The 20,070-nt window shown below is 57.7% G+C and carries 16 protein-coding genes; 10 read left to right on the top strand and 6 right to left on the bottom strand.

The window, feature by feature from the left end:
* Positions 1-184: 184 nt before the first annotated feature.
* A complete protein-coding gene (gene ppc, locus CWM58_RS24855) occupies positions 185-2,836 on the top strand; it encodes a phosphoenolpyruvate carboxylase (RefSeq protein WP_061156227.1) in 2,652 nt (883 codons plus the stop codon).
* A gap of 48 nt (positions 2,837-2,884) precedes the next feature.
* Here the strand turns inward: ppc and zinT are convergent, their stop codons facing one another.
* Positions 2,885-3,535, bottom strand: a complete 651-nt coding sequence (gene zinT / locus CWM58_RS24850; protein ID WP_100682027.1) for a metal-binding protein ZinT — start codon at positions 3,533-3,535, stop codon at positions 2,885-2,887.
* 24 nt (positions 3,536-3,559) lie between these two features.
* On the opposite strand from zinT, the gene CWM58_RS24845 reads away from it, so the two are divergent.
* The 3 genes from CWM58_RS24845 (at position 3,560) to gldA (ending at position 6,572) form a co-directional block, all read left to right on the top strand.
* On the top strand, positions 3,560-4,546 hold the full coding sequence (locus CWM58_RS24845) for an AraC family transcriptional regulator (protein WP_165785848.1): 987 nt from the start codon (positions 3,560-3,562) through the stop codon (positions 4,544-4,546).
* A gap of 205 nt (positions 4,547-4,751) precedes the next feature.
* A complete protein-coding gene (gene fsa, locus CWM58_RS24840; RefSeq protein WP_008807861.1) occupies positions 4,752-5,414 on the top strand; it encodes a fructose-6-phosphate aldolase in 663 nt (220 codons plus the stop codon).
* Between the two features lie 54 nt (positions 5,415-5,468).
* A complete protein-coding gene (gene gldA, locus CWM58_RS24835) occupies positions 5,469-6,572 on the top strand; it encodes a bifunctional L-1,2-propanediol dehydrogenase/glycerol dehydrogenase (RefSeq protein WP_016162055.1) in 1,104 nt (367 codons plus the stop codon).
* Between the two features lie 89 nt (positions 6,573-6,661).
* Here the strand turns inward: gldA and metF are convergent, their stop codons facing one another.
* A complete protein-coding gene (gene metF, locus CWM58_RS24830) occupies positions 6,662-7,549 on the bottom strand; it encodes a methylenetetrahydrofolate reductase (protein WP_002882952.1) in 888 nt (295 codons plus the stop codon).
* Between the two features lie 356 nt (positions 7,550-7,905).
* On the opposite strand from metF, the gene CWM58_RS24825 reads away from it, so the two are divergent.
* Both CWM58_RS24825 and CWM58_RS24820 read left to right on the top strand, forming a co-directional pair.
* Positions 7,906-9,405 carry a PTS transporter subunit EIIC gene (locus CWM58_RS24825; RefSeq protein WP_032736927.1) on the top strand — a complete coding sequence of 500 codons (1,500 nt, stop codon included), beginning with the start codon at positions 7,906-7,908 and terminating at the stop codon, positions 9,403-9,405.
* A gap of 91 nt (positions 9,406-9,496) precedes the next feature.
* The gene (locus CWM58_RS24820; protein ID WP_032731553.1) at positions 9,497-10,513 is read left to right on the top strand and encodes a substrate-binding domain-containing protein; all 1,017 of its coding nucleotides are present in this window, start codon (positions 9,497-9,499) and stop codon (positions 10,511-10,513) included.
* 2 nt (positions 10,514-10,515) lie between these two features.
* Here the strand turns inward: CWM58_RS24820 and CWM58_RS24815 are convergent, their stop codons facing one another.
* Positions 10,516-11,424 (bottom strand): LysR family transcriptional regulator, encoded by a 909-nt coding sequence (locus CWM58_RS24815; RefSeq protein WP_100682026.1) that lies wholly within the window; start codon positions 11,422-11,424, stop codon positions 10,516-10,518.
* A gap of 90 nt (positions 11,425-11,514) precedes the next feature.
* On the opposite strand from CWM58_RS24815, the gene CWM58_RS24810 reads away from it, so the two are divergent.
* Positions 11,515-11,886 (top strand): carboxymuconolactone decarboxylase family protein, encoded by a 372-nt coding sequence (locus CWM58_RS24810; RefSeq protein ID WP_016162053.1) that lies wholly within the window; start codon positions 11,515-11,517, stop codon positions 11,884-11,886.
* A 38-nt stretch (positions 11,887-11,924) separates the two neighbouring features.
* Here CWM58_RS24810 and CWM58_RS24805 read toward each other — a convergent pair whose 3' ends face one another.
* Positions 11,925-14,357 (bottom strand): bifunctional aspartate kinase/homoserine dehydrogenase II, encoded by a 2,433-nt coding sequence (locus tag CWM58_RS24805; protein WP_049008645.1) that lies wholly within the window; start codon positions 14,355-14,357, stop codon positions 11,925-11,927.
* Between the two features lie 2 nt (positions 14,358-14,359).
* Entirely contained in the window at positions 14,360-15,520 is a 1,161-nt protein-coding gene (gene metB, locus CWM58_RS24800; protein ID WP_061156231.1) for a cystathionine gamma-synthase, read from the bottom strand.
* A 267-nt stretch (positions 15,521-15,787) separates the two neighbouring features.
* Between metB and metJ the strand changes: the two genes are divergently transcribed.
* A complete protein-coding gene (metJ, locus tag CWM58_RS24795; protein ID WP_004107547.1) occupies positions 15,788-16,105 on the top strand; it encodes a met regulon transcriptional regulator MetJ in 318 nt (105 codons plus the stop codon).
* A 102-nt stretch (positions 16,106-16,207) separates the two neighbouring features.
* Here the strand turns inward: metJ and rpmE are convergent, their stop codons facing one another.
* Positions 16,208-16,420, bottom strand: coding sequence for a 50S ribosomal protein L31 (gene rpmE, locus CWM58_RS24790; RefSeq protein ID WP_008807868.1), 213 nt, complete (start codon positions 16,418-16,420; stop codon positions 16,208-16,210).
* 252 nt (positions 16,421-16,672) lie between these two features.
* Between rpmE and priA the strand changes: the two genes are divergently transcribed.
* Positions 16,673-18,868 (top strand): primosomal protein N', encoded by a 2,196-nt coding sequence (gene priA, locus CWM58_RS24785; protein ID WP_061156232.1) that lies wholly within the window; start codon positions 16,673-16,675, stop codon positions 18,866-18,868.
* A gap of 150 nt (positions 18,869-19,018) precedes the next feature.
* A complete protein-coding gene (gene cytR / locus CWM58_RS24780) occupies positions 19,019-20,047 on the top strand; it encodes a DNA-binding transcriptional regulator CytR (protein WP_061156233.1) in 1,029 nt (342 codons plus the stop codon).
* Positions 20,048-20,070 lie beyond the last annotated feature (23 nt).

Below are 20,070 nucleotides of genomic sequence, written 5' to 3'. Positions count from 1 at the left end.
ATCCAGCGACCCCTGAATTAAATTTCGCAAATTACGGCGATTTACTCGTTTGCTGAAGCGATTTCGCAGTAATTGACGTGGGGGTATTTACGTGGCTTTATAAAAGACGGGTTGCTTATCCGTTGCTCACGTTCCAGCGCAGCGGATATAACAAAATAAAATGAGATGGGGTGTCTGGGGTAACATGAACGAACAATATTCCGCATTGCGTAGTAATGTCAGTATGCTCGGCAAGGTGCTGGGCGATACCATCAAGGATGCATTGGGAGAAAATATTCTTGATCGTGTCGAAACTATCCGTAAGTTGTCCAAGTCTTCACGTGCCGGCAACGAAGCCAACCGCCAGGAGCTGCTGACCACGCTGCAGAATTTGTCTAACGACGAACTGCTGCCGGTTGCCCGTGCCTTCAGCCAGTTTCTGAATCTGGCGAACACCGCTGAGCAGTACCACAGCATTTCGCCGAATGGCGAAGCGGCCAGCAATCCGGAAGTCATTGCGCGTACCCTGAGAAAGCTCAAAGACCAACCCAATCTCAACGAAGACACCATCAAAAAAGCGGTGGAATCTCTGTCTCTGGAGCTGGTATTAACCGCCCACCCGACCGAGATCACCCGCCGGACGCTGATCCACAAAATGGTGGAAGTGAACAGCTGCCTCAAGCAACTGGACAATAAAGACATCGCCGACTACGAACACCATCAGCTGATGCGCCGTCTGCGCCAGCTGATCGCCCAGTCCTGGCATACCGACGAGATCCGTAAATACCGCCCGTCTCCGGTCGACGAAGCCAAATGGGGCTTTGCCGTGGTGGAAAACAGCCTGTGGGAAGGGGTGCCTAACTATCTGCGCGAGCTGAACGAACAGCTGGAAGCCAACCTTGGCTATCAGTTGCCGGTGGACTTCGTCCCGGTGCGCTTCACCTCGTGGATGGGCGGCGACCGCGACGGCAACCCGAACGTGACCGCCGACATCACCCGCCACGTGCTGCTGCTCAGCCGCTGGAAAGCGACCGACCTGTTCCTCAAAGACGTGCAGGTGCTGATCTCCGAGCTGTCGATGGTGGAGTGTACCGACGAGCTGCGCGCCCTGGCTGGTGCCGAGGGCGCTCAGGAACCGTACCGTTATCTGATGAAGAAACTGCGCACTCAGCTGATGGAGACCCAGGCCTGGCTGGAAGCGCGCCTGAAAGGTCAGAAGCTGCCGAAACCGGCGGGACTGATCACTCAGAACGAGCAGCTGTGGGAGCCGCTGTACGCCTGCTATAAGTCGCTGCAGGCCTGCGGCATGGGCATTATCGCCAACGGCGAGCTGCTCGATACCCTGCGCCGCGTGAAGTCTTTCGGCGTACCGCTGGTGCGTATTGATATCCGTCAGGAAAGCACTCGCCATACCGAAGCGCTGGGGGAAATGACCCGTTACCTCGGGATCGGCGATTACGAAAGCTGGTCAGAAGCTGACAAACAGGCTTTCCTGATCCGCGAACTGAATTCCAAACGTCCGCTGCTGCCGCGCCAGTGGGAGCCAAGCGAAGAGACCCGTGAAGTCCTCGACACCTGCAAAGTGATCGCCGAGGCGCCGCGCGGATCGATCGCCGCCTACGTGATCTCGATGGCGAAAACGCCGTCCGACGTACTGGCGGTTCATCTGCTGCTGAAAGAGGCCGGGATTGGTTTTGCTCTGCCGGTGGCCCCGCTGTTCGAAACGCTGGACGACCTGAACAACGCCAACGATGTCATGACTCAGCTGCTGAATATCGACTGGTACCGCGGCTTTATCCAGGGCAAGCAGATGGTCATGATTGGCTATTCTGACTCCGCCAAAGATGCTGGCGTGATGGCCGCCTCCTGGGCGCAGTACCAGGCGCAGGACGCGCTGATCAAAACCTGTGAGAAAGCCGGTATCGAACTGACGCTGTTCCACGGACGCGGCGGTTCCATCGGCCGCGGCGGTGCGCCAGCCCACGCTGCGCTCCTCTCACAGCCGCCGGGAAGCCTGAAAGGCGGTCTGCGCGTCACCGAGCAGGGCGAAATGATCCGCTTTAAGTACGGCCTGCCGGAAGTGACCATCAGCAGTCTGTCGCTGTATACCAGCGCCATTCTGGAAGCCAACCTGCTGCCGCCGCCGGAACCGAAAGCCGAATGGCGCGAGATCATGGCTGAGCTTTCCGACGTCTCCTGCAAGATGTACCGCGGCTACGTGCGTGAAAACAAAGATTTCGTCCCTTATTTCCGCTCCGCGACCCCGGAGCAGGAGCTGGGCAAACTGCCGCTGGGTTCGCGTCCGGCAAAACGTCGCCCAACCGGCGGCGTCGAGTCACTGCGCGCTATTCCGTGGATCTTCGCCTGGACGCAGAACCGTCTGATGCTACCAGCCTGGCTGGGTGCTGGCGCCGCGCTGCAGAAGGTGGTCGAAGGTGGAAAACAGAGTGAACTGGAAGCGATGTGTCGCGACTGGCCGTTCTTCTCTACCCGCCTCGGCATGCTGGAGATGGTTTACTCGAAGGCTGACCTGTGGCTGGCAGAGTACTACGATCAGCGCCTGGTGAAGCCGGAGCTGTGGGCGCTGGGTACCGAGCTGCGTAAGCTGCTGGCTGCCGACATCAACGTCGTGTTGGCCATCGCCAACGACTCCCATCTGATGGCCGACCTGCCGTGGATCGCCGAGTCTATCCAGCTGCGTAATATCTATACCGACCCGCTGAACGTCCTGCAGGCGGAACTGCTGCACCGTTCACGCCAGGCCGAAGAAGCAGGCAAGGACCCGGATCCGCGCGTTGAACAAGCGCTGATGGTCACTATCGCCGGCGTTGCCGCCGGTATGCGTAACACCGGCTAATCGAAGTCTCTCTCCCCCGGCCGCCCGGTCGGGGGATTTTCACCTGTTCTAGTGGTGCAGCATCTCATCAACAATCTGCTCTTTATGCAGCGCATACGGATAATAGGTCGGCCAGTTATCCATCTCTTTCAGCAACGCCTCCTGTGATTCATTGCCCATGAAAATATGGAAATGCTGCGATTTACGCGGGCCAATGATATGGTCGCTGAACTGCACAAATTTCGGCGCGTTGGCATCGCCCTGCTGGCACTCAAACAGGTAACGTACGCCCTTCTTGCCGGAGGCGTAATGCAGAATTTTGTAGCCTGAATAGCGGTATTTGCAGCTGTTGACGACATCGCCAACGTGGAACTCAATCACATCATTTTCAATGCCAATCTGCTCCACATCGGTGGCGTAGCCCTTCTTATAATAGGCGCGATACTCCTCGACGCTCTTGCCGCCGGGCTTTTTCGCCTTCTGCTCCAGCACCGGATCGAGGTCGCCATTGAGCAGATACGGGTTTACCGACTGCCAGACGCCCTCCCAGTCGCTCAGCGCGCGGTCCTGCACATTTTTATCCGCAAAAATGCCTTCGCTGGCCTGACGCTCGACGTCGGTTAACGCCGGGCCATGGTTATGATTGCCGTGGGCAAACACCTGGGCGCTGGCTAGCACCATGCCGAATCCAAAGGCCAGCAGGGGGATCTTTCTGGTCATTACTCTCTCCTGAGTTTGATATCAATGGCGACAAATTGTTACGATATAACATATCTTATCTGGGAAGCAAGCATGACTGGCAAGCGCTTTTACCGCTGGAAAAATGTCCGGTATGATGAAAGAGGTGATGCGCTGAACGGAAGAATGATGGACAACGATATCAATCAACTTATTGATTCATTCCTAAAAAAGCAGAATGGTATCGGCCGGGTCTATTTTGCCGGCGAGATGCGCTCGCCTGCTGAGCCGGTAGTGCAGGTTGATTTTCCCCGTCTGAACATCATCATCGATGGGCAGTTGCCCGACCGGGCACTCGGCGAAAACGCCAGCCCTCTTGAGGCGAACGACGTGCTCTATATCCCTGGCGATAGCTGGAACTGCCCGCAGTGGCAGGCGCCCTGCCTGCTGTTAAGTATCCTGTTCGATAAGCAGCGACTGGAGTGCTCGCTGCAGCACTGGAATGGCAAGGCGATAACCGTTGTCGAAAAGCGGCAGGCGCTGCGCCGCGGGCCGCGCGTCGGTTCATTTCTGCTGCAGGCGCTCAATGAGCTCCGGATGCAGCCGCAGGAGCAGCGAACCGCCCGCAGCATTGTCGTCAGCCTGCTCAGCCACTGCCATGACCTTCTCGGCAGCCAGGCGCAAACCTCCTCGCGCAGCCAGGCGCTGTTTGAGGCAATCCGCCAGTACATGGACGCCCATTATGCAGAGCCGCTGAGCCGGGAATCGGTGGCCCAGGCGTTCTATCTCTCCCCCAACTATCTTTCTCACCTGTTCCAGAAATGCGGGCCAATGGGCTTCAATGAATATCTGAACCATATTCGTCTTGAACAGGCCCGTATGCTGCTGAAGGGCCACGATATGAAAGTGAAAGATATCGCCCACGCCTGCGGCTTCGCCGACAGCAATTATTTCTGCCGCCTGTTTCGCAAAACCACCGAGCGCTCGCCGTCTGAATACCGCCGTCAGTATCATAGCCAGTTAACGGAAATATCTTCTCCGGCTAAAAACTAGATTTTTGTGTGTTAAACCTGACTTTTGTGCGCGCTTTTATTGCTGCCCAACCCCACCATCGCCGATAAATGTGATCTAAATCATCCTTAATCGTGATGCGTACATTTATCCAGTTTTTGGCAAATTTGTCATCTGGCGGTCCTTCGAACGAAAGCCGTATGCTTACCTCAACGACAATATCGAATTAAGCATTGAGGAAAACACGATGGAACTCTATCTGGATACCGCCAACGTCGCCGAAGTGGAACGCCTGGCCCGCATCTACCCGCTGGCCGGGGTAACCACCAACCCGAGCATTATCGCCGCCGGTAAAACCCCGGTATGGGACGTGCTCCCACGCCTGCAGAAAGCCATCGGTCCGGAGGGCACCCTCTTCGCGCAGACCATGAGCCGCGATGCGCAGGGCATGGTGGAAGAAGCTAAACGCCTGAGCAACGCCGTGCCGGGCATCGTGGTTAAAATCCCGGTGACCGCCGAAGGCCTCGCCGCTATCAAAATGCTGAAGAAGGAAGGCATCCCGACCCTTGGCACCGCCGTCTACAGCGCTTCGCAAGGCCTGCTGGCCGCACTAGCCGGCGCAAAGTACGTCGCGCCTTACGTTAACCGCGTTGACGCCCAGGGAGGAGACGGCATCCGCATGGTACAGGAGCTGCAATCTCTGCTGGAAATGCATGCGCCCGAGAGCAAAGTGCTGGCGGCGAGCTTCAAAACGCCCCGTCAGGCGCTGGATTGCCTGCTGGCCGGCTGCGAAGCCATCACCCTTCCACTAGATGTAGCGCAACAAATGCTCGGCACCCCTGCGGTAGAGTCAGCCATAGAGAAGTTTGAACAGGACTGGAATAACGCCTTTGGCACGCTAAACCTGTAACCGGACCCGCGAGCCGCCTGCGGGCGGCAGCACGGTCATCGAGGAGGAATCGAAATGGATCGCATTATTCAATCACCAGGCAAATACATTCAGGGCGCAGGCGCCATCAAGCGCCTCGGCGACTATCTGAAGCCGCTGGCCGAACGCTGGCTGGTAGTCGGCGATAAGTTCGTACTGGGGTTTGCGGAAGAGATGCTGCGTAAAAGCCTGGCCGACGCTGGCCTGGCGGCCGAAATCGCGCCGTTTGGCGGTGAGTGTTCGCATAATGAAATCAATCGCCTGCGCGATATCGCCGGCAGTGCGAAGTGCACCGCCGTGCTGGGGATCGGCGGTGGTAAAACGCTGGATACCGCAAAAGCATTGGCTCACTTTATGAATGTGCCGGTGGCGATCGCCCCCACCATCGCCTCCACCGATGCGCCGTGCAGCGCGCTCTCGGTGATTTACACCGACGAAGGGGAGTTCGACAGCTACCTGATGCTGCCGCACAACCCCAACATGGTCATAGTCGATACGCAGATTGTTGCCGGCGCACCGGCGCGCCTGCTGGCCGCCGGGATTGGCGATGCGCTGGCCACCTGGTTCGAAGCCCGCGCCTGCTCCCGTAGCGGCGCCACCACCATGGCGGGTGGGAAATGCACTCAGGCGGCGCTGGCGCTGGCCGAGCTGTGCTACAACACCTTACTTGAAGAGGGTGAAAAAGCGATGCTGGCCGCCGAACAGCACGTGGTCACCCCGGCGCTGGAGCGAGTGGTGGAAGCCAACACCTACCTGAGCGGCGTCGGCTTTGAAAGCGGCGGCCTGGCGGCGGCGCACGCGATTCACAACGGCATGACGGCCATCCCTGACGCCCACCACTATTATCACGGGGAAAAAGTGGCGTTCGGTACCCTGACGCAGCTGGTGCTGGAAAATGCGCCGGTGGACGAAATAGAGACCGTCGCCGCGCTGTGCCACAGCGTTGGGCTGCCGATCACCCTGGCGCAGCTCGATATCAAAGGCGACATCCCAACCAAAATGCGCCTGGTGGCGGAAGCCGCCTGCGCTGAAGGCGAAACCATTCACAATATGCCGGGCGGCGTCGACTCAGACCAGGTCTACGCCGCGCTGTTGGTGGCCGACCAATACGGTCAGCGCTTCCTGCAGGAATGGGAATAACCCAGAGCAAAACACCCGGCATCAGCCGGGTGTTTTTTTATGTCTATCTGTCGAACGCGCCGCCTACTGACCGCGGAAACGGCAAGCACTCAGGCCGGACGCACGCCCAGCGTATGGCAGATGGCGTAGCTCATCTCGGCGCGGTTCAGGGTATAGAAGTGGAAGTCTTTTACCCCTTCCCGGCTTAAAATCTTCACCATGTCCATGGCGATATTCGCCCCCACCAGCTGACGGGTTTCGGCGTCGTTATCCAGCCCTTCGAACATTTTCGACATCCACACCGGGATACGGACGTTGGTCATATCCGCAAACTTTTTCGCCTGTTTAAAGTTGGAGACCGGCAGGATACCCGGAATGATTTCCACGTCGATGCCCGCCGAAACGCAGCGATCGCGAAAACGCAGGTAGCTTTCCACATCGAAGAAGAACTGGGTGATCGCGCGGTTGGCGCCCGCCTCGACTTTACGCTTCAGGTTCAGCAAATCCGCCTGTGCGCTTTTCGCTTCCGGATGCACTTCCGGATACGCGGCGACAGAGATATCGAAATCGCCCACCTCTTTCAGCAGCGTCACCAGATCGGCGGCATACATATCCGGTTTACCGCTGCCCGGCGGCAGGTCGCCGCGCAGGGCGACGATATGGCGAATACCGTTGTTCCAGTAATCCTGAGCGATAGTACGCAGCTCATCACGAGAGGCATCGATACAGGTCAGGTGCGGCGCTGCTTCCAGACCGGTTCGCTCTTTAATGCCTTTGATGATGCTGTGGGTGCGATCGCGCTCGCCAGAGTTCGCGCCATAGGTTACCGAAACAAATTTCGGTTTCAGACTGCTCAGGCGATCGATGGATTTCCACAGGGTTTGCTCCATTTCACTGGTGCGCGGCGGAAAGAATTCAAAAGACACATTAATCTGGCCCTGGACTTCCGCCAGGCTCTGATTCAGGGCTTCCCGCTGATTGGCGTGAAAAAAGCTCATACCTTACCTCATCAATCGCATGTAATGGCTGTTATATTGCGAACTTCTATACGTTTAGACGTCCAGATGTAAAAATGACGGAAAAGCGCGCGGGCGTCAATAGAAAAATCTGCGTAAAGAGTGAGGAATAGGCCTCTAAAATGAAAAAAATTCATCTTCCGACCTGAACTGATGCCGTGCAGGAAGAATTCGACCCGATGAAATTTGAAGCAGTTCAAAAAACCAACATCTCCCCATGATTGCCAGAGCGATTGTGATTGCAGCCGCTTATAGCTTGGTTCACATTAAGTAGAACGTTCTACTAGAACGTTCTACTTACGCAATAATGCTTATAAAATCTATTCGGGGATATCACCATGAGTCTGTGGTCAGGGTTCATAAAATCATTATCAAAACTGTCGATGATCGGCCGCGCCTTGATGCTGCCGATTTCGCTTCTCCCGGCCGCCGGCTTACTGTTGGCCTTCGGGGATAAATTCCATATGCCGCTAATGATGAACGCCGGCGGCATCATTTTTGATAACCTGCCAATGCTGTTCGCGATTGGTTCCGCTGTGGGGCTGGCATCAGAATCGGGCATCGCTGCGCTGTCGGCAGCCGTTTCCGTCTTTATCACCAACATCACCATCAGCACTGTGCTCGGCATTACCCCGGAGATGGCCTCTCAGGGCGGAAAATACGCCATGGTCGTTGGCATCCCGACGCTGCAGATGGGGGTTTTCGGCGGGCTTATCTGCGGTATTCTCGCGTCGTGGTGCTATAACCGCTTCCATGCGATGCAGTTGCCTGAATTCCTCGGTTTCTTCTCCGGTAAGCGCTTCGTGGCGATCGCCACGGCGTTTCTCTCGTTTATTCTCGGCCTGCTGTTGCCTTATGTCTGGCAACATATCCAGGCCGGTATCGACTCACTGTCGATGGTGGTGAATGGCGACAACCAGGCCGCATCGACCTTTATTTTCGGCCTCGTTGAACGGGCGCTGATCCCGCTGGGGCTGCACCACATCTGGTATCCATCCTTCTGGTACTCTTTCGGCGATTACACCACCCAGGCAGGCCAGGTGATCCACGGCGACCAGACCATCTGGTTTAAGATGCTGGAAGAAGGGGTGAAATCCTTTAGCTCCGACAGCTACCAAAACGCCGGTAAATTTATGCAGGGGGAATTCCCGCTGATGCTGTTCGCGCTGCCGGCCGCCTGTCTGGCGATGTATCACGAAGCGCATACTAAGAATAAAAAAATCGCGGCCGGTATCCTGTTCTCCGCCGCGCTGACCTGTTTCCTGACCGGCATTACCGAGCCCGTAGAATTTACCTTTATCTTCGTGGCGCCGATCCTGTACGTCTTCAACGCCATCATGGCGGGGCTTTCGTACATGACGATGTATCTCCTGCATGCGCATATCGCTAAATCTTTCTCCGCAGGGCTTATCGACTATATCTCCTTCGGTATTCTGCCGTCGCTCAACGGCTATCAAACCCACTTCCTCAACGCGGTGATTGTTGGCGTGCCGATGGGGCTGATTTATTATTTCACCTTCCGCTTCGTTATCCGCCGTTTCGATGTGAAAACGCCGGGCCGCACCGATATCACGGTCACTGCCGACGATAAAACCGATGCGGAGCTGGCGACCGAGATCGTCAATCTTCTCGGCGGTTCACAAAATATCGATTCCGTCGGGGCCTGCATCACCCGCCTGCGCCTGGAAGTGGCTGAGCGCGATGCGGTTGATAAAGATGGCCTCAACGGCATCGGCGCGCGCGGGGTGGTCTTCGTCGGCGATAACGGCATCCAGATTATTTTTGGCGCCAGAGCGCAGTTTATCGCACAAACCATGTCGGGGATGATTGGCAAATAACAAGAAGGTGTTATGGTGTGGAAATAGGCTTGCCGTGGGTAAGCCTATGTCTGCGATCTGACGGTTATACACGCGTTGTCATGGAGCGATTTTGAAGAAAGTCAGCATTATAGATGTGGCGAAACTGGCCGGCGTCTCCGTTTCGACGGTCTCGCTGGTATTACGTCAGAAAGGGAAGATCTCCGACGCGACCATCGAAAAAGTCAACGCGGCCATCCAGGAACTTGGCTATGTGCATAACGTTGCCGCCGCTAATCTCCGCGCCAACACTACCAACCTGATCGGCCTGATCCTGCGCGACTTCAACGACAGCTTTTCCATCAAGGTGATGGCGAATATCGTCCAGGAGCTCGAAAAGCAGGGCTATATGGTCATTCTCGGCCAGCCGCGCGACGATCATGACTATCTGGCCCGCTGCCTGCTGTCGTTTAAACAGCAGGGCGTCGCCGGCGTGATATATCTTGATGCCGACACCACCAGCAATGCGTTGCCCGAGGCCTTACAGGCATGTCCGCTGCCGCTGGTCGCGGTCTCGCAAACGCTGCTCACCGGCCACCATGATCAGGTGGTCCGTGATAACCGCCAGGCCGCCAGCATCGCCACCCGTTATCTGATTGAGCGCGGCCATCGCTACATCGCCTACATCGGCGGACAGGATAACGACCTGATCCGTCAGCAGCGGCTGCTTGGCTTATTCAGCACACTGGAGAAAAACGGCATGACGGTGCGGGAAGAATTTGCCCCCGCCTGCAGCGACAACACCCAGGCCGCCAGTATCGCCACCCGCCAGTTGCTGGAAAAAAATAATGCCATTACCGCCCTGCTGTGCCACTCGCCTGATGCAATGATTGGCTGCCTCAGCGGCATTCATCAGGTTGGACGCACGGTGGGAAAAGATGTCTTTCTCACTCAGCAGGTGGCGCTGGTGGGTTTCGAAGACATGATGCACGTGAATTTAACCTCGCCATCCTTCACTTACGTCTCTTCCGCCAGCGAAGAGACAGGACGTCAGGTTGCCTCGCTCATTATCCGCAAAATCAAAGAGCCTGCCCTGCCGACCCAGCGCATTACCCTTTCCGGACAGCTGGTGGCTCGAGAGTCAGCCTGAGGCTAGCGAGTCGTCAGATGGTCATCCAGCAGAGGAAGCCATTGCTGCACGGATTCAGCCTGGTGAGGCGCATAAACCACGCCAAGGCTTAACGGCATGCTGTCGCCTTCAGCGACAGGACAGAACACCACCCCCTGACGCTGGATCGCGGAAAAGGACGCCGGCAGCAGGATCATGCCTTCGCCACGCGCAATTCGCGCCAGCAGTACATCATGTTCGGCAGGCTCCTCCACGTAAGCGGGGGAATAGCCAGCCCGGTCGAAAATACGTCGCGTGTAGTCAAAGAAATCGGGATTACGCTCGCGTTTAAACCAGAACAGCGGTCGGTGATTGAGCGCGCGTAGCGTTAACGCTGGGCTGGCGGCTTCCGGCCAGGAGGCAGGCAATGCCGCGATGAGCGGCTCCTGATACGGCAAAGGATGCAGGTGCAGCCCTTCGGTATTCAGCGGCAGCGCGACCAGCGCCGCATCGAGTTTTCCTTTGCGCACCTGCTGAGCCAGCGCCGGCGAGGCGTGGCGAGTGATATGCAACGTGCGGGTATGTTTACTCAGCGTAGATTCAACGGCGGCGAAAATGCCCTGTTCAAAGGCGGTGGTCAATCCCAGACGCAAGGGCTGCGGCGAGTGAACGGAGAGCTCACTCAATGCCACCAGCGTGCGCGCCTGGAGCGCCAGCATCGGTCGAATAATCTCCAGCACTTCTCTTCCCGCGTCGGTAAGGATCAAGCCTTTGCTGTGGCGCTGAAACAGCGTCACCCCTAGTTGAGCTTCCAGTTGACGCATATGACGGCTCAGCGGCGGCTGCGAGATAAATAACCGCTGCGCCGCCCGGCTGATGTTATTTTCTTCCGCCACCACGGCAAAGGCGCGCAGCAGGCGAATATCCAGGGAATGTAATCGCGAAGTTGTCATACTGAAAAGGTATCACGAAAAGGGTATTACTCAAGTCCGGCAAACTTCCCTACCCTTCCTCTTACGCATCATCACAGAGAGGAAAAAACGATGTCCAGCGAACGTTATATCACCGGTCAGGAAATGCTGCAGCGGGTGGATGGCAGCGGTGGGGAAGCCGTCGTCGACAGCCTGCAGGATATCGCCCCCGATTTCGCCCGCTATCTGATTGAGTTCCCCTTCGGCGATATTTACGCCAGGCCGGGGCTCGATTTACGCAGCCGGGAAATCGCCACTATTGCCGCGCTCACCGCGCTGGGTAACGCCGCGCCACAGCTGAAAGTACACATTGCCGCAGGATTAAATGTCGGCCTGACACAAGAAGAGATTACGGAAGTGATCATGCAGATGGCGGTCTACGCCGGATTCCCGGCAGCACTCAACGGCCTGTTTGCCGCTAAAGCGGTTTTTGCGGCGCACTAACAAAAAAGACCAGGCAGCGCCTGGTCTTTTTCTCGGAACTACAGCAGCTGCGCCAGACGGTTAATATCCGACTGGATCGCCCCGGCGGTCACATCGCGCCCGGCGCCGGGCCCGCGGATCACCAGCGGGTTATCGCGATACCAGCGGCTTTCGATGGCGAACACGTTATCGCACGGCAGCAGCGCCGCCAGCGGGTGCTCTTCGCGTACCGCTTCCACGCCGACGCGTGCTTTGCCGTTAGCATCAAAGCGCGCCACGTAGCGGAGCACCAGCCCCATCTCGCGGGCCGCTTCCAGACGCTGCAGCATTTGCTCGTTCAGCTCTTCGCCATTTTCAAAGAAGTGATCGACCGACCCTTCTTCGCAGTGTGCAGGGACCAGTGATTCCACACGGACCTGATCCGGTTCGATGTCATAACCCGCTTCCCGCGCGAGGATCACCAGCTTACGCATCACATCCTTACCGGACAGATCGACGCGCGGATCCGGCTCGGTCAGCCCCTGCTGCCAGGCCTGATCCACCAGGTCGGTGAACGGCACAGTGCCATCAAACTGCAGGAACAGCCAGGAGAGCGTTCCCGAGAAGATACCGCTCAGGCCGAGGATGGTGTCGCCGCTGTCGATCAGATCGCGCACCGTATGGTTCACCGGCAAACCCGCGCCAACGGTAGCGTTATACAGCCAGTGGCGACCCGTCTTCTCAAACGCGTCGTGGATCTGGCGATATTTATCACTGCTGCTGGCGCCTGCCAGCTTGTTGGCACTGATCACGTGGAAGCCATGGCTGGCGAAATCAAGGTACTGGTCGGCCAGCTGTTCGCTGGCGGTGACGTCCAGCACCACTAAATCATCGTACGGATGCGCGCGCATCCACAGGAACAGCGACTCTTCATCCTGCTCCACCGCTTCATCGTTGAAGAAGGCCAGCGCCCGGCTGGCATCCAGCCCGTCGTAGTTCAGCAGGCTGCGTTTACTGTCGACTACGCCGGCGAGAACAAACTCGAAGCCAGTACGCGCCGACAAGGTGGTTTGTTCGCGGGCAAACAGCTCCAGCCAGCGGGAACCAATGTTCCCTTTGCCGAACAGCATCAGGCCAATACGCTTCTCTGCACGAAACAAGGTCTGATGCAGACCCTGGATCAGGCTTTCCGTTGGCCCGGCGCGCAACACGGCCACCAGGCTGATCCCCTCTTCGGACTGCCAGGTGAACTCCACCGGTTGCCCTTTCAGTTGCTGCCAGAAACGATGGCAGTGCAGTGGGTTACGGGTGACACCCGCGCCCACCATCGCCACCAGCGCCAGCTTCTGACGCAGACGCAGCTCGCCCGGCAGACCCGCTTCATCGAGCAGCTTCAGCGCGCTGTCGGCTACCTCGGAGGTATAACAGAACTGCAGCAGCTTGCGGTCGGCATGGATGCCAACGGCTAATGGACGCAGCTGGGCGCGTTTGAGCAAGGCGTCCAGCTCTTTATGCGCCAGTTTGAAATCGTGGCTGGCCGGCACCTGGAACTCCACCAGGCAGACGTCGTCATGGCTGGTGACAATCCGCGCGCCGGTACCGGAGGCCAGCACACGCTCAATGCGCGTAGAACCCTGTTCCGGCGTATAGCTGCAACGTAACTGCAGATCGATATCGCTGGCGGACACCGGCTGCAGCGTTCGGGCGTGGAGTACTGGAGCGGCCAGACGCGCCAGCTCGCTGGCTTCATCCAGACGCAGCAGCGGCAGCAGACAGGCATCTTTGACCTTACGCGGATCCGCGCTGTACACCCCGGCGACATCACTCCAGATGGTGACGCGGGAGGCACCCGCCAGCGCGCCGATCTGCGTGGCGGAATAGTCAGACCCGTTACGGCCCAGCAGGACAGTTTCCCCGGCCTGGTTGCGGGAGATAAAGCCGGTCACCACCAGACGTTTATTCGGATGTTGCGCCATCAGCTGTTGCAGCAGTGGATAAGATAAACCTTCATCCACCTGCGGCTGCGCGGCGCGTTCCGCACGCAGGAAAGCGCGCGCGTCCAGCCAGGCCGCTTCCATACCCAGCTGGTTAAGGACCGCCGCCATCAGGCGCGCGGACCAAACTTCACCATGGCCGACCACTTCCGCATAAACCGCTTCGGTAACCCCGCCATCAAGCAATCCTGCCAGACGCTCAAGGTCATGGATGAAGGCGGCAATTAACGTATCCGCCGCCGCAGGCTCCACCAGACCGCCAATCAGCTCGGTCTGATAACGGCGAAGCGACTGCTGAACCTGATGCGCAGCAAGGCGATCGCTCTGGCTAAGTTTAAGCCAGCTGATCAGCTGGTTGGTGGTGCTACCAGCGGCGGAGACGACCATCATGTCGCCCGCCTGCGAATATTCCTTCATGATCCCCGCGACGCGCAGGTAACATTTCGCATCCGCTAAACTACTCCCACCAAATTTGTGCAGCTGACGACCCTTCGCCCCTGCCTGCGCAATCACACTCATTTTTATTCCTCGTTTGCTGCCCGGAAGCCATTTTCCAGGTCGGCAATTAAATCTTCACCATCTTCAATACCGGTTGAAATACGCAGAAGCGTTTCTGAAATTCCGGCGGCGGCACGCGCTTCAGGCGCCATGCCGGCATGCGTCATAGTTGCCGCATGGGAAATCAGGCTTTCAACGCCCCCCAGCGATTCCGCCAGTGTAAATAGCGACAGCCCGCTCAGGAAACGGCGCAGCGTCTGCTCGTCACCGTCCAGCTCGAAGCTTAACATTGCGCCAAAACCTTTTTGCTGACGCGCCGCAATTTCATGCCCCTGGTTTTCCGGCAGCGACGGATGATACAGCTTTTTCACCAGTGGCTGGGTTTTCAGATACTCAACGATCGCCTGGGCATTGCGCTGCGCCACTTCCATACGCGGAGACAGCGTCCGCAGACCGCGCAGCAACAAATAGCTGTCGAAGGCACCGCCGGTGACGCCAATATTATTCGCCCACCATGCCAGTTCGGTGACAGTCGCCGGATCTTTGGCAATCACCACCCCGGCAACCACATCGGAGTGGCCATTCAGGTATTTAGTACAGGAATGCAACACCAGATCGGCACCCAGCGCCAGCGGGTTTTGCAGCGCCGGGCTCAGGAAGGTGTTGTCCACCACGCTCACCGCGCCTGCCTCACGTGCCAGGCCACAGATTTTCGCAATATCCACCACCCGCAGCAATGGATTACTTGGGCTTTCGACCAGCACCAGCTTCGGTTTTTCCGCCAACGCCGCCCGCAGCGCCTGCTCATCATTTTGATCGACGAACTGGACGCGATAACAGCCGCGCTTCGCCAGGCTGTCGAACAGACGGTAGCTGCCGCCGTAGCAGTCGTGCGGCGCCACCAGCAGATCGCCCGGCTTAAGGAACACCGTCGTCACCAGCAGGATCGCCGACATACCGGTATTGGTCAGCACCGCGCCGGCGCCACCTTCCAGCTCCGCTAAGGCGCGCTGCACCACATCACGCGTCGGGTTGCCGCGGCGGGAGTAGTCGTGAGCGCGAGGTTCATTAAAGCCGGTGAAGTTATAAGTACTGGAAAGGTGAATCGGCGGGACAACGCAACCGTACTGCTCGTCGTCATTTAAACCGCTACGCACTGCGATGGTGGCCTGTTTACGCGTCATGTTGGGAAGTTCCTGGGCTGAATCGGTGAAAAGTCAGGCTCCAGAGTAAACATTGTCACAATAGACGTCAATACATCTGGACATCTAAACTTCTTTGCGTATAGATTGAGCAAAGTGCAAATAGCCGTTAAAATTATATGCATTAGCGCACGTCGGTAGCGGCTTATCTCATGTTAGAAAGCGCGCTCATACGGTAAACTACGCGCAATTATAGCCCGGGCGGAATATTCTGGCCCTTCACTAATAAACAGAGGATTAAGGTATCTCATGGCTGAATGGAGCGGCGAATATATCAGCCCATACGCTGAGCACGGTAAGAAGAGTGAGCAAGTAAAGAAAATTACGGTTTCCATTCCTCTGAAGGTGTTAAAAATCCTCACCGATGAACGCACGCGTCGTCAGGTGAACAACCTGCGTCACGCGACCAACAGCGAGCTGCTGTGCGAAGCGTTCCTGCATGCCTTTACCGGACAACCGTTGCCTAACGATGAAGACCTGCGTAAAGAGCGCAGCGATGAGATCCCGGAAGCGGCGAAAGAGATTATGCGTGAACTGGGGATCGACCCGGATACGTGGGAATACTGAGTTGATAAAAAGGGCGGAAGCAATCTTCCGCCCTTTTTTGTGTCCCGCTCAGGCTGGCGAGAGGCACAAAAAAGCCGCCCTGAGGCGGCTTCTTCTGGCAACTTACTTGCTGCCCGGGATGCTGAAGCGCTTGTTGAAGCGGTCAACACGGCCACCGGTAGCAACATCACGCTGTTTGCCGGTGAAGAACGGGTGGCATTTACCGCACACGTCGAGGTTCAGGTCGTGACCAACGGTGGAACGGATTTTCATGACATTACCGCAAGAACAGGTAGCAGTAATTTCTTCGTATTTTGGGTGAATACCTTTTTTCATGGGAGAACCTCAGTTAAGGCCGCGTCGCTCTTCCAGCCCTAACGCCAGACACCACGCGATATTAATAATTTCCCGTCGTCTTCCACGCTGCTGACAGCGCGAAGCGTACGGTAATGGTCAATCTCCAATGCGGTATAAAGTGCATTGAAGGCGGCGAATCATACAGAATTTGACCAGCATATGCAAACTGATCCGCGCCGCCTTATCGTAATGTGTATACTATCCCGCCAGATTTCAAGTCAGGAAGATGACATGCCCGTCGCCCACGTTGCCCTACCCGTTCCGCTACCGCGCACCTTTGACTATCTGCTGCCTGATGGCATGGCGGTCAAAGCGGGCTGTCGGGTGCGGGTGCCGTTCGGCAAACAGGAGCGGATCGGCATTGTCGCGGCGGTGAGCGAGCGCAGCGAGCTGCCGCTGGATGAACTCAAACCGGTCGCCGAAGCGCTGGACGACGAGCCGGTCTTCTCCGGCACCGTCTGGCGACTGCTGATGTGGGCGGCTGAGTATTACCATCATCCGATTGGCGATGTGCTGTTCCATGCGCTGCCCATTCTGCTGCGCCAGGGCAAACCCGCCAGCGCTACGCCTCTGTGGTACTGGTTCGCCACCGAGCAGGGGCAGGCTGTCGACCTCAACGCTCTGAAACGCTCCCCAAAGCAGCAGCAGGCGCTGGCGGCGCTGCGCCAGGGAAAGATCTGGCGTCATCAGGTTAGCGAACTGGAATTTAATGAAGCGGCGCTGCAGGCGCTGCGTGGCAAAGGGCTGGCGGAGCTGGCCTGTGAAGCGCCCGTCCTCACCGACTGGCGCAGCACGTATTCGGTTGCCGGCGAGCGCCTGCGTCTGAATACCGAACAGGCCACCGCCGTCGGGGCGATCCACAGCGCTGCCGATCGCTTCTCCGCCTGGCTACTGGCTGGCATCACGGGCTCAGGGAAAACGGAAGTCTACTTGAGCGTGCTGGAGAATGTACTGGCGCAGGGGCGCCAGGCGCTGGTGATGGTGCCGGAGATCGGCCTGACGCCGCAAACTATCGCCCGTTTTCGCCAGCGCTTTAATGCGCCGGTGGAAGTGCTGCACTCCGGACTCAATGACAGCGAACGTCTCTCGGCCTGGCTGAAGGCGAAAAACGGCGAAGCGGCCATTGTGATAGGCACTCGCTCCTCGCTGTTTACCCCGTTTAAAGATCTCGGCGTCATCGTCATCGATGAAGAGCATGACAGCTCCTACAAACAGCAGGAGGGCTGGCGCTACCACGCCCGCGACCTGGCGGTATGGCGCGCTCACAGCGAACAGATCCCGATTATTCTCGGCTCGGCGACGCCGGCGCTGGAGACCCTGCACAACGTCCGCCAGGGCAAATATCGGCAGTTAACCTTAAGCAAACGCGCGGGCAATGCGCGTCCAGCCCAGCAGCACGTGCTCGACCTGAAAGGACAGGTGCTGCAGGCGGGTCTGTCACCCGCGCTGATCAACCGCATGCGCCAGCATCTGCAGGCGGATAACCAGGTGATCCTGTTCCTTAACCGCCGCGGCTTTGCGCCGGCGCTGCTGTGCCACGACTGCGGCTGGATCGCGGAGTGCCCGCGCTGCGACAGCTATTATACGTTGCACCAGGCGCAGCACCATCTGCGCTGCCACCATTGCGACAGTCAGCGCCCTATCCCGCGCCAGTGCCCTTCCTGCGGTTCCACACATCTGGTGCCGGTGGGTATCGGCACCGAGCAACTGGAGCAGTCCCTGACGCCGCTGTTCCCTGGCGTGCCTATCTCGCGTATCGACCGCGATACCACCAGCCGTAAAGGGGCGCTTGAGGAACATCTCGCCGCGGTCCATCGCGGCGGCGCGCGTATTTTGATCGGCACCCAAATGCTGGCCAAAGGCCACCACTTCCCGGACGTGACCCTCGTCTCCCTGCTGGACGTCGACGGGGCACTGTTTTCCGCTGATTTCCGCTCCGCAGAGCGTTTCGCTCAGCTCTATACCCAGGTCTCCGGACGAGCGGGCAGGGCAGGAAAACAGGGCGAAGTGATCCTGCAAACCCACCATCCGGAGCATCCTCTGCTGCAGACCCTGCTGTATAAAGGCTACGACGCTTTTGCCGAGCAGGCGCTGGCAGAGCGGCAGACAATGCAGCTACCGCCGTGGACCAGCCACGTGTTGATTCGCGCTGAAGACCATAACAACCAGCAGGCGCCGCTGTTTTTACAGCAATTGCGCAATCTACTGCAGGCCAGCCCGCTGGCCGACGATAAACTGTGGGTGCTCGGTCCGGTTCCGGCGCTGGCGCCGAAGCGCGGCGGCCGCTGGCGCTGGCAAATATTACTGCAGCATCCTTCGCGGGTGCGCCTGCAGCACATCGTCAGCGGTACGCTGGCGTTAATCAATACGCTACCGGAGGCGAGAAAAGTGAAATGGGTGCTGGATGTCGATCCTATTGAAGGGTAAGGCTTCTCTTGCGAGCCGGATCGAAAAATTCAACAAGCATCACGTTTTTCATGAAAATTCTGTAACTCACTGCCGCGACTATCTGATAAAAATGATGCAGCAGTTAGCGCGCAAGGGAAATGTCAGCGCCATTCAGCGAGGAGAAACCAGGTGAAGCCCAAAAAACAAGTGGTTGCCGCCACCATGAAAGACGTCGCTCTCAAAGCAAACGTTTCCACGGCAACCGTGTCCCGAGCGTTGATGAACCCTGATAAGGTGTCGCAAGCCACCCGTAGCCGGGTCGAACAGGCGGCGCTGGAAGTCGGCTATTTACCGCAGTCGCTCGGGCGAAATATGAAGCGCAACGAATCGCGGACGATCCTCGTGATCGTGCCGGATATCTGCGATCCCTTTTTTAGTGAAGTCATCCGCGGAATTGAAGTCACTGCCGCCGAGCACGGTTATCTGGTGTTAATCGGCGATTGCGCCCACCAGAACCAGAAAGAAAAAACCTTTATCGACCTTATCATCACCAAGCAGATCGACGGCATGGTGCTGCTCAGCTCGCGCCTGCCGTTCGACGCCAGCGTGGAAGAGCAGCGCAATTTGCCGCCGATGGTTATGTCGAACGAATTCGCGCCGGAGCTGGAACTGCCCACCGTCCATATCGATAACCTGACGGCGGCCTTTAACGCGGTGAACTATCTCCACGAGCTGGGACACCAGCGTATCGGCTGTATCGCCGGCCCGGAAGATATGCCGCTGTGCCATTATCGCCTGCAGGGTTATGTGCAGGCGCTGCGCCGCAGCGGTATCACCGTCGATCCGCACTATATCGCTCGCGGCAACTTTACCTTCGAAGCCGGCGCCAATGCGCTGGAGCAGCTGCTGTCACAGCCGATACCGCCCACCGCGGTCTTCTGCCATAGTGATGTGATGGCGCTGGGCGCCTTGTCGCTGGCGAAACGCCGCGGCCTGAAGGTGCCGGACGACCTGTCGATTGTCGGCTTCGATAACATCGCGTTGTCTGAATTTTGCGATCCGCCGTTGACCACCGTTTCACAGCCGCGTTTTGATATCGGCCGTGAAGGAATGCTGCTATTACTTGAGCAAATGCAGGGTCATAACGTGAACAGCGGCTCGCGTCTGCTCGACTGCGAACTGATTGTTCGCGGCAGTACGCAAAAAATCAGACGATAACCATCAGGCTTTCGGGCCTGCTC

Origin of the sequence: Klebsiella sp. H-Nf2, from assembly GCF_002806645.1 — a bacterium.
GTDB classification, from domain to species: Bacteria; Pseudomonadota; Gammaproteobacteria; order Enterobacterales; family Enterobacteriaceae; genus Klebsiella; species Klebsiella variicola.
The sequence above is the reverse complement of the archived record's forward strand: the minus strand, read 5'-3'. Positions and strand labels throughout refer to the sequence as shown.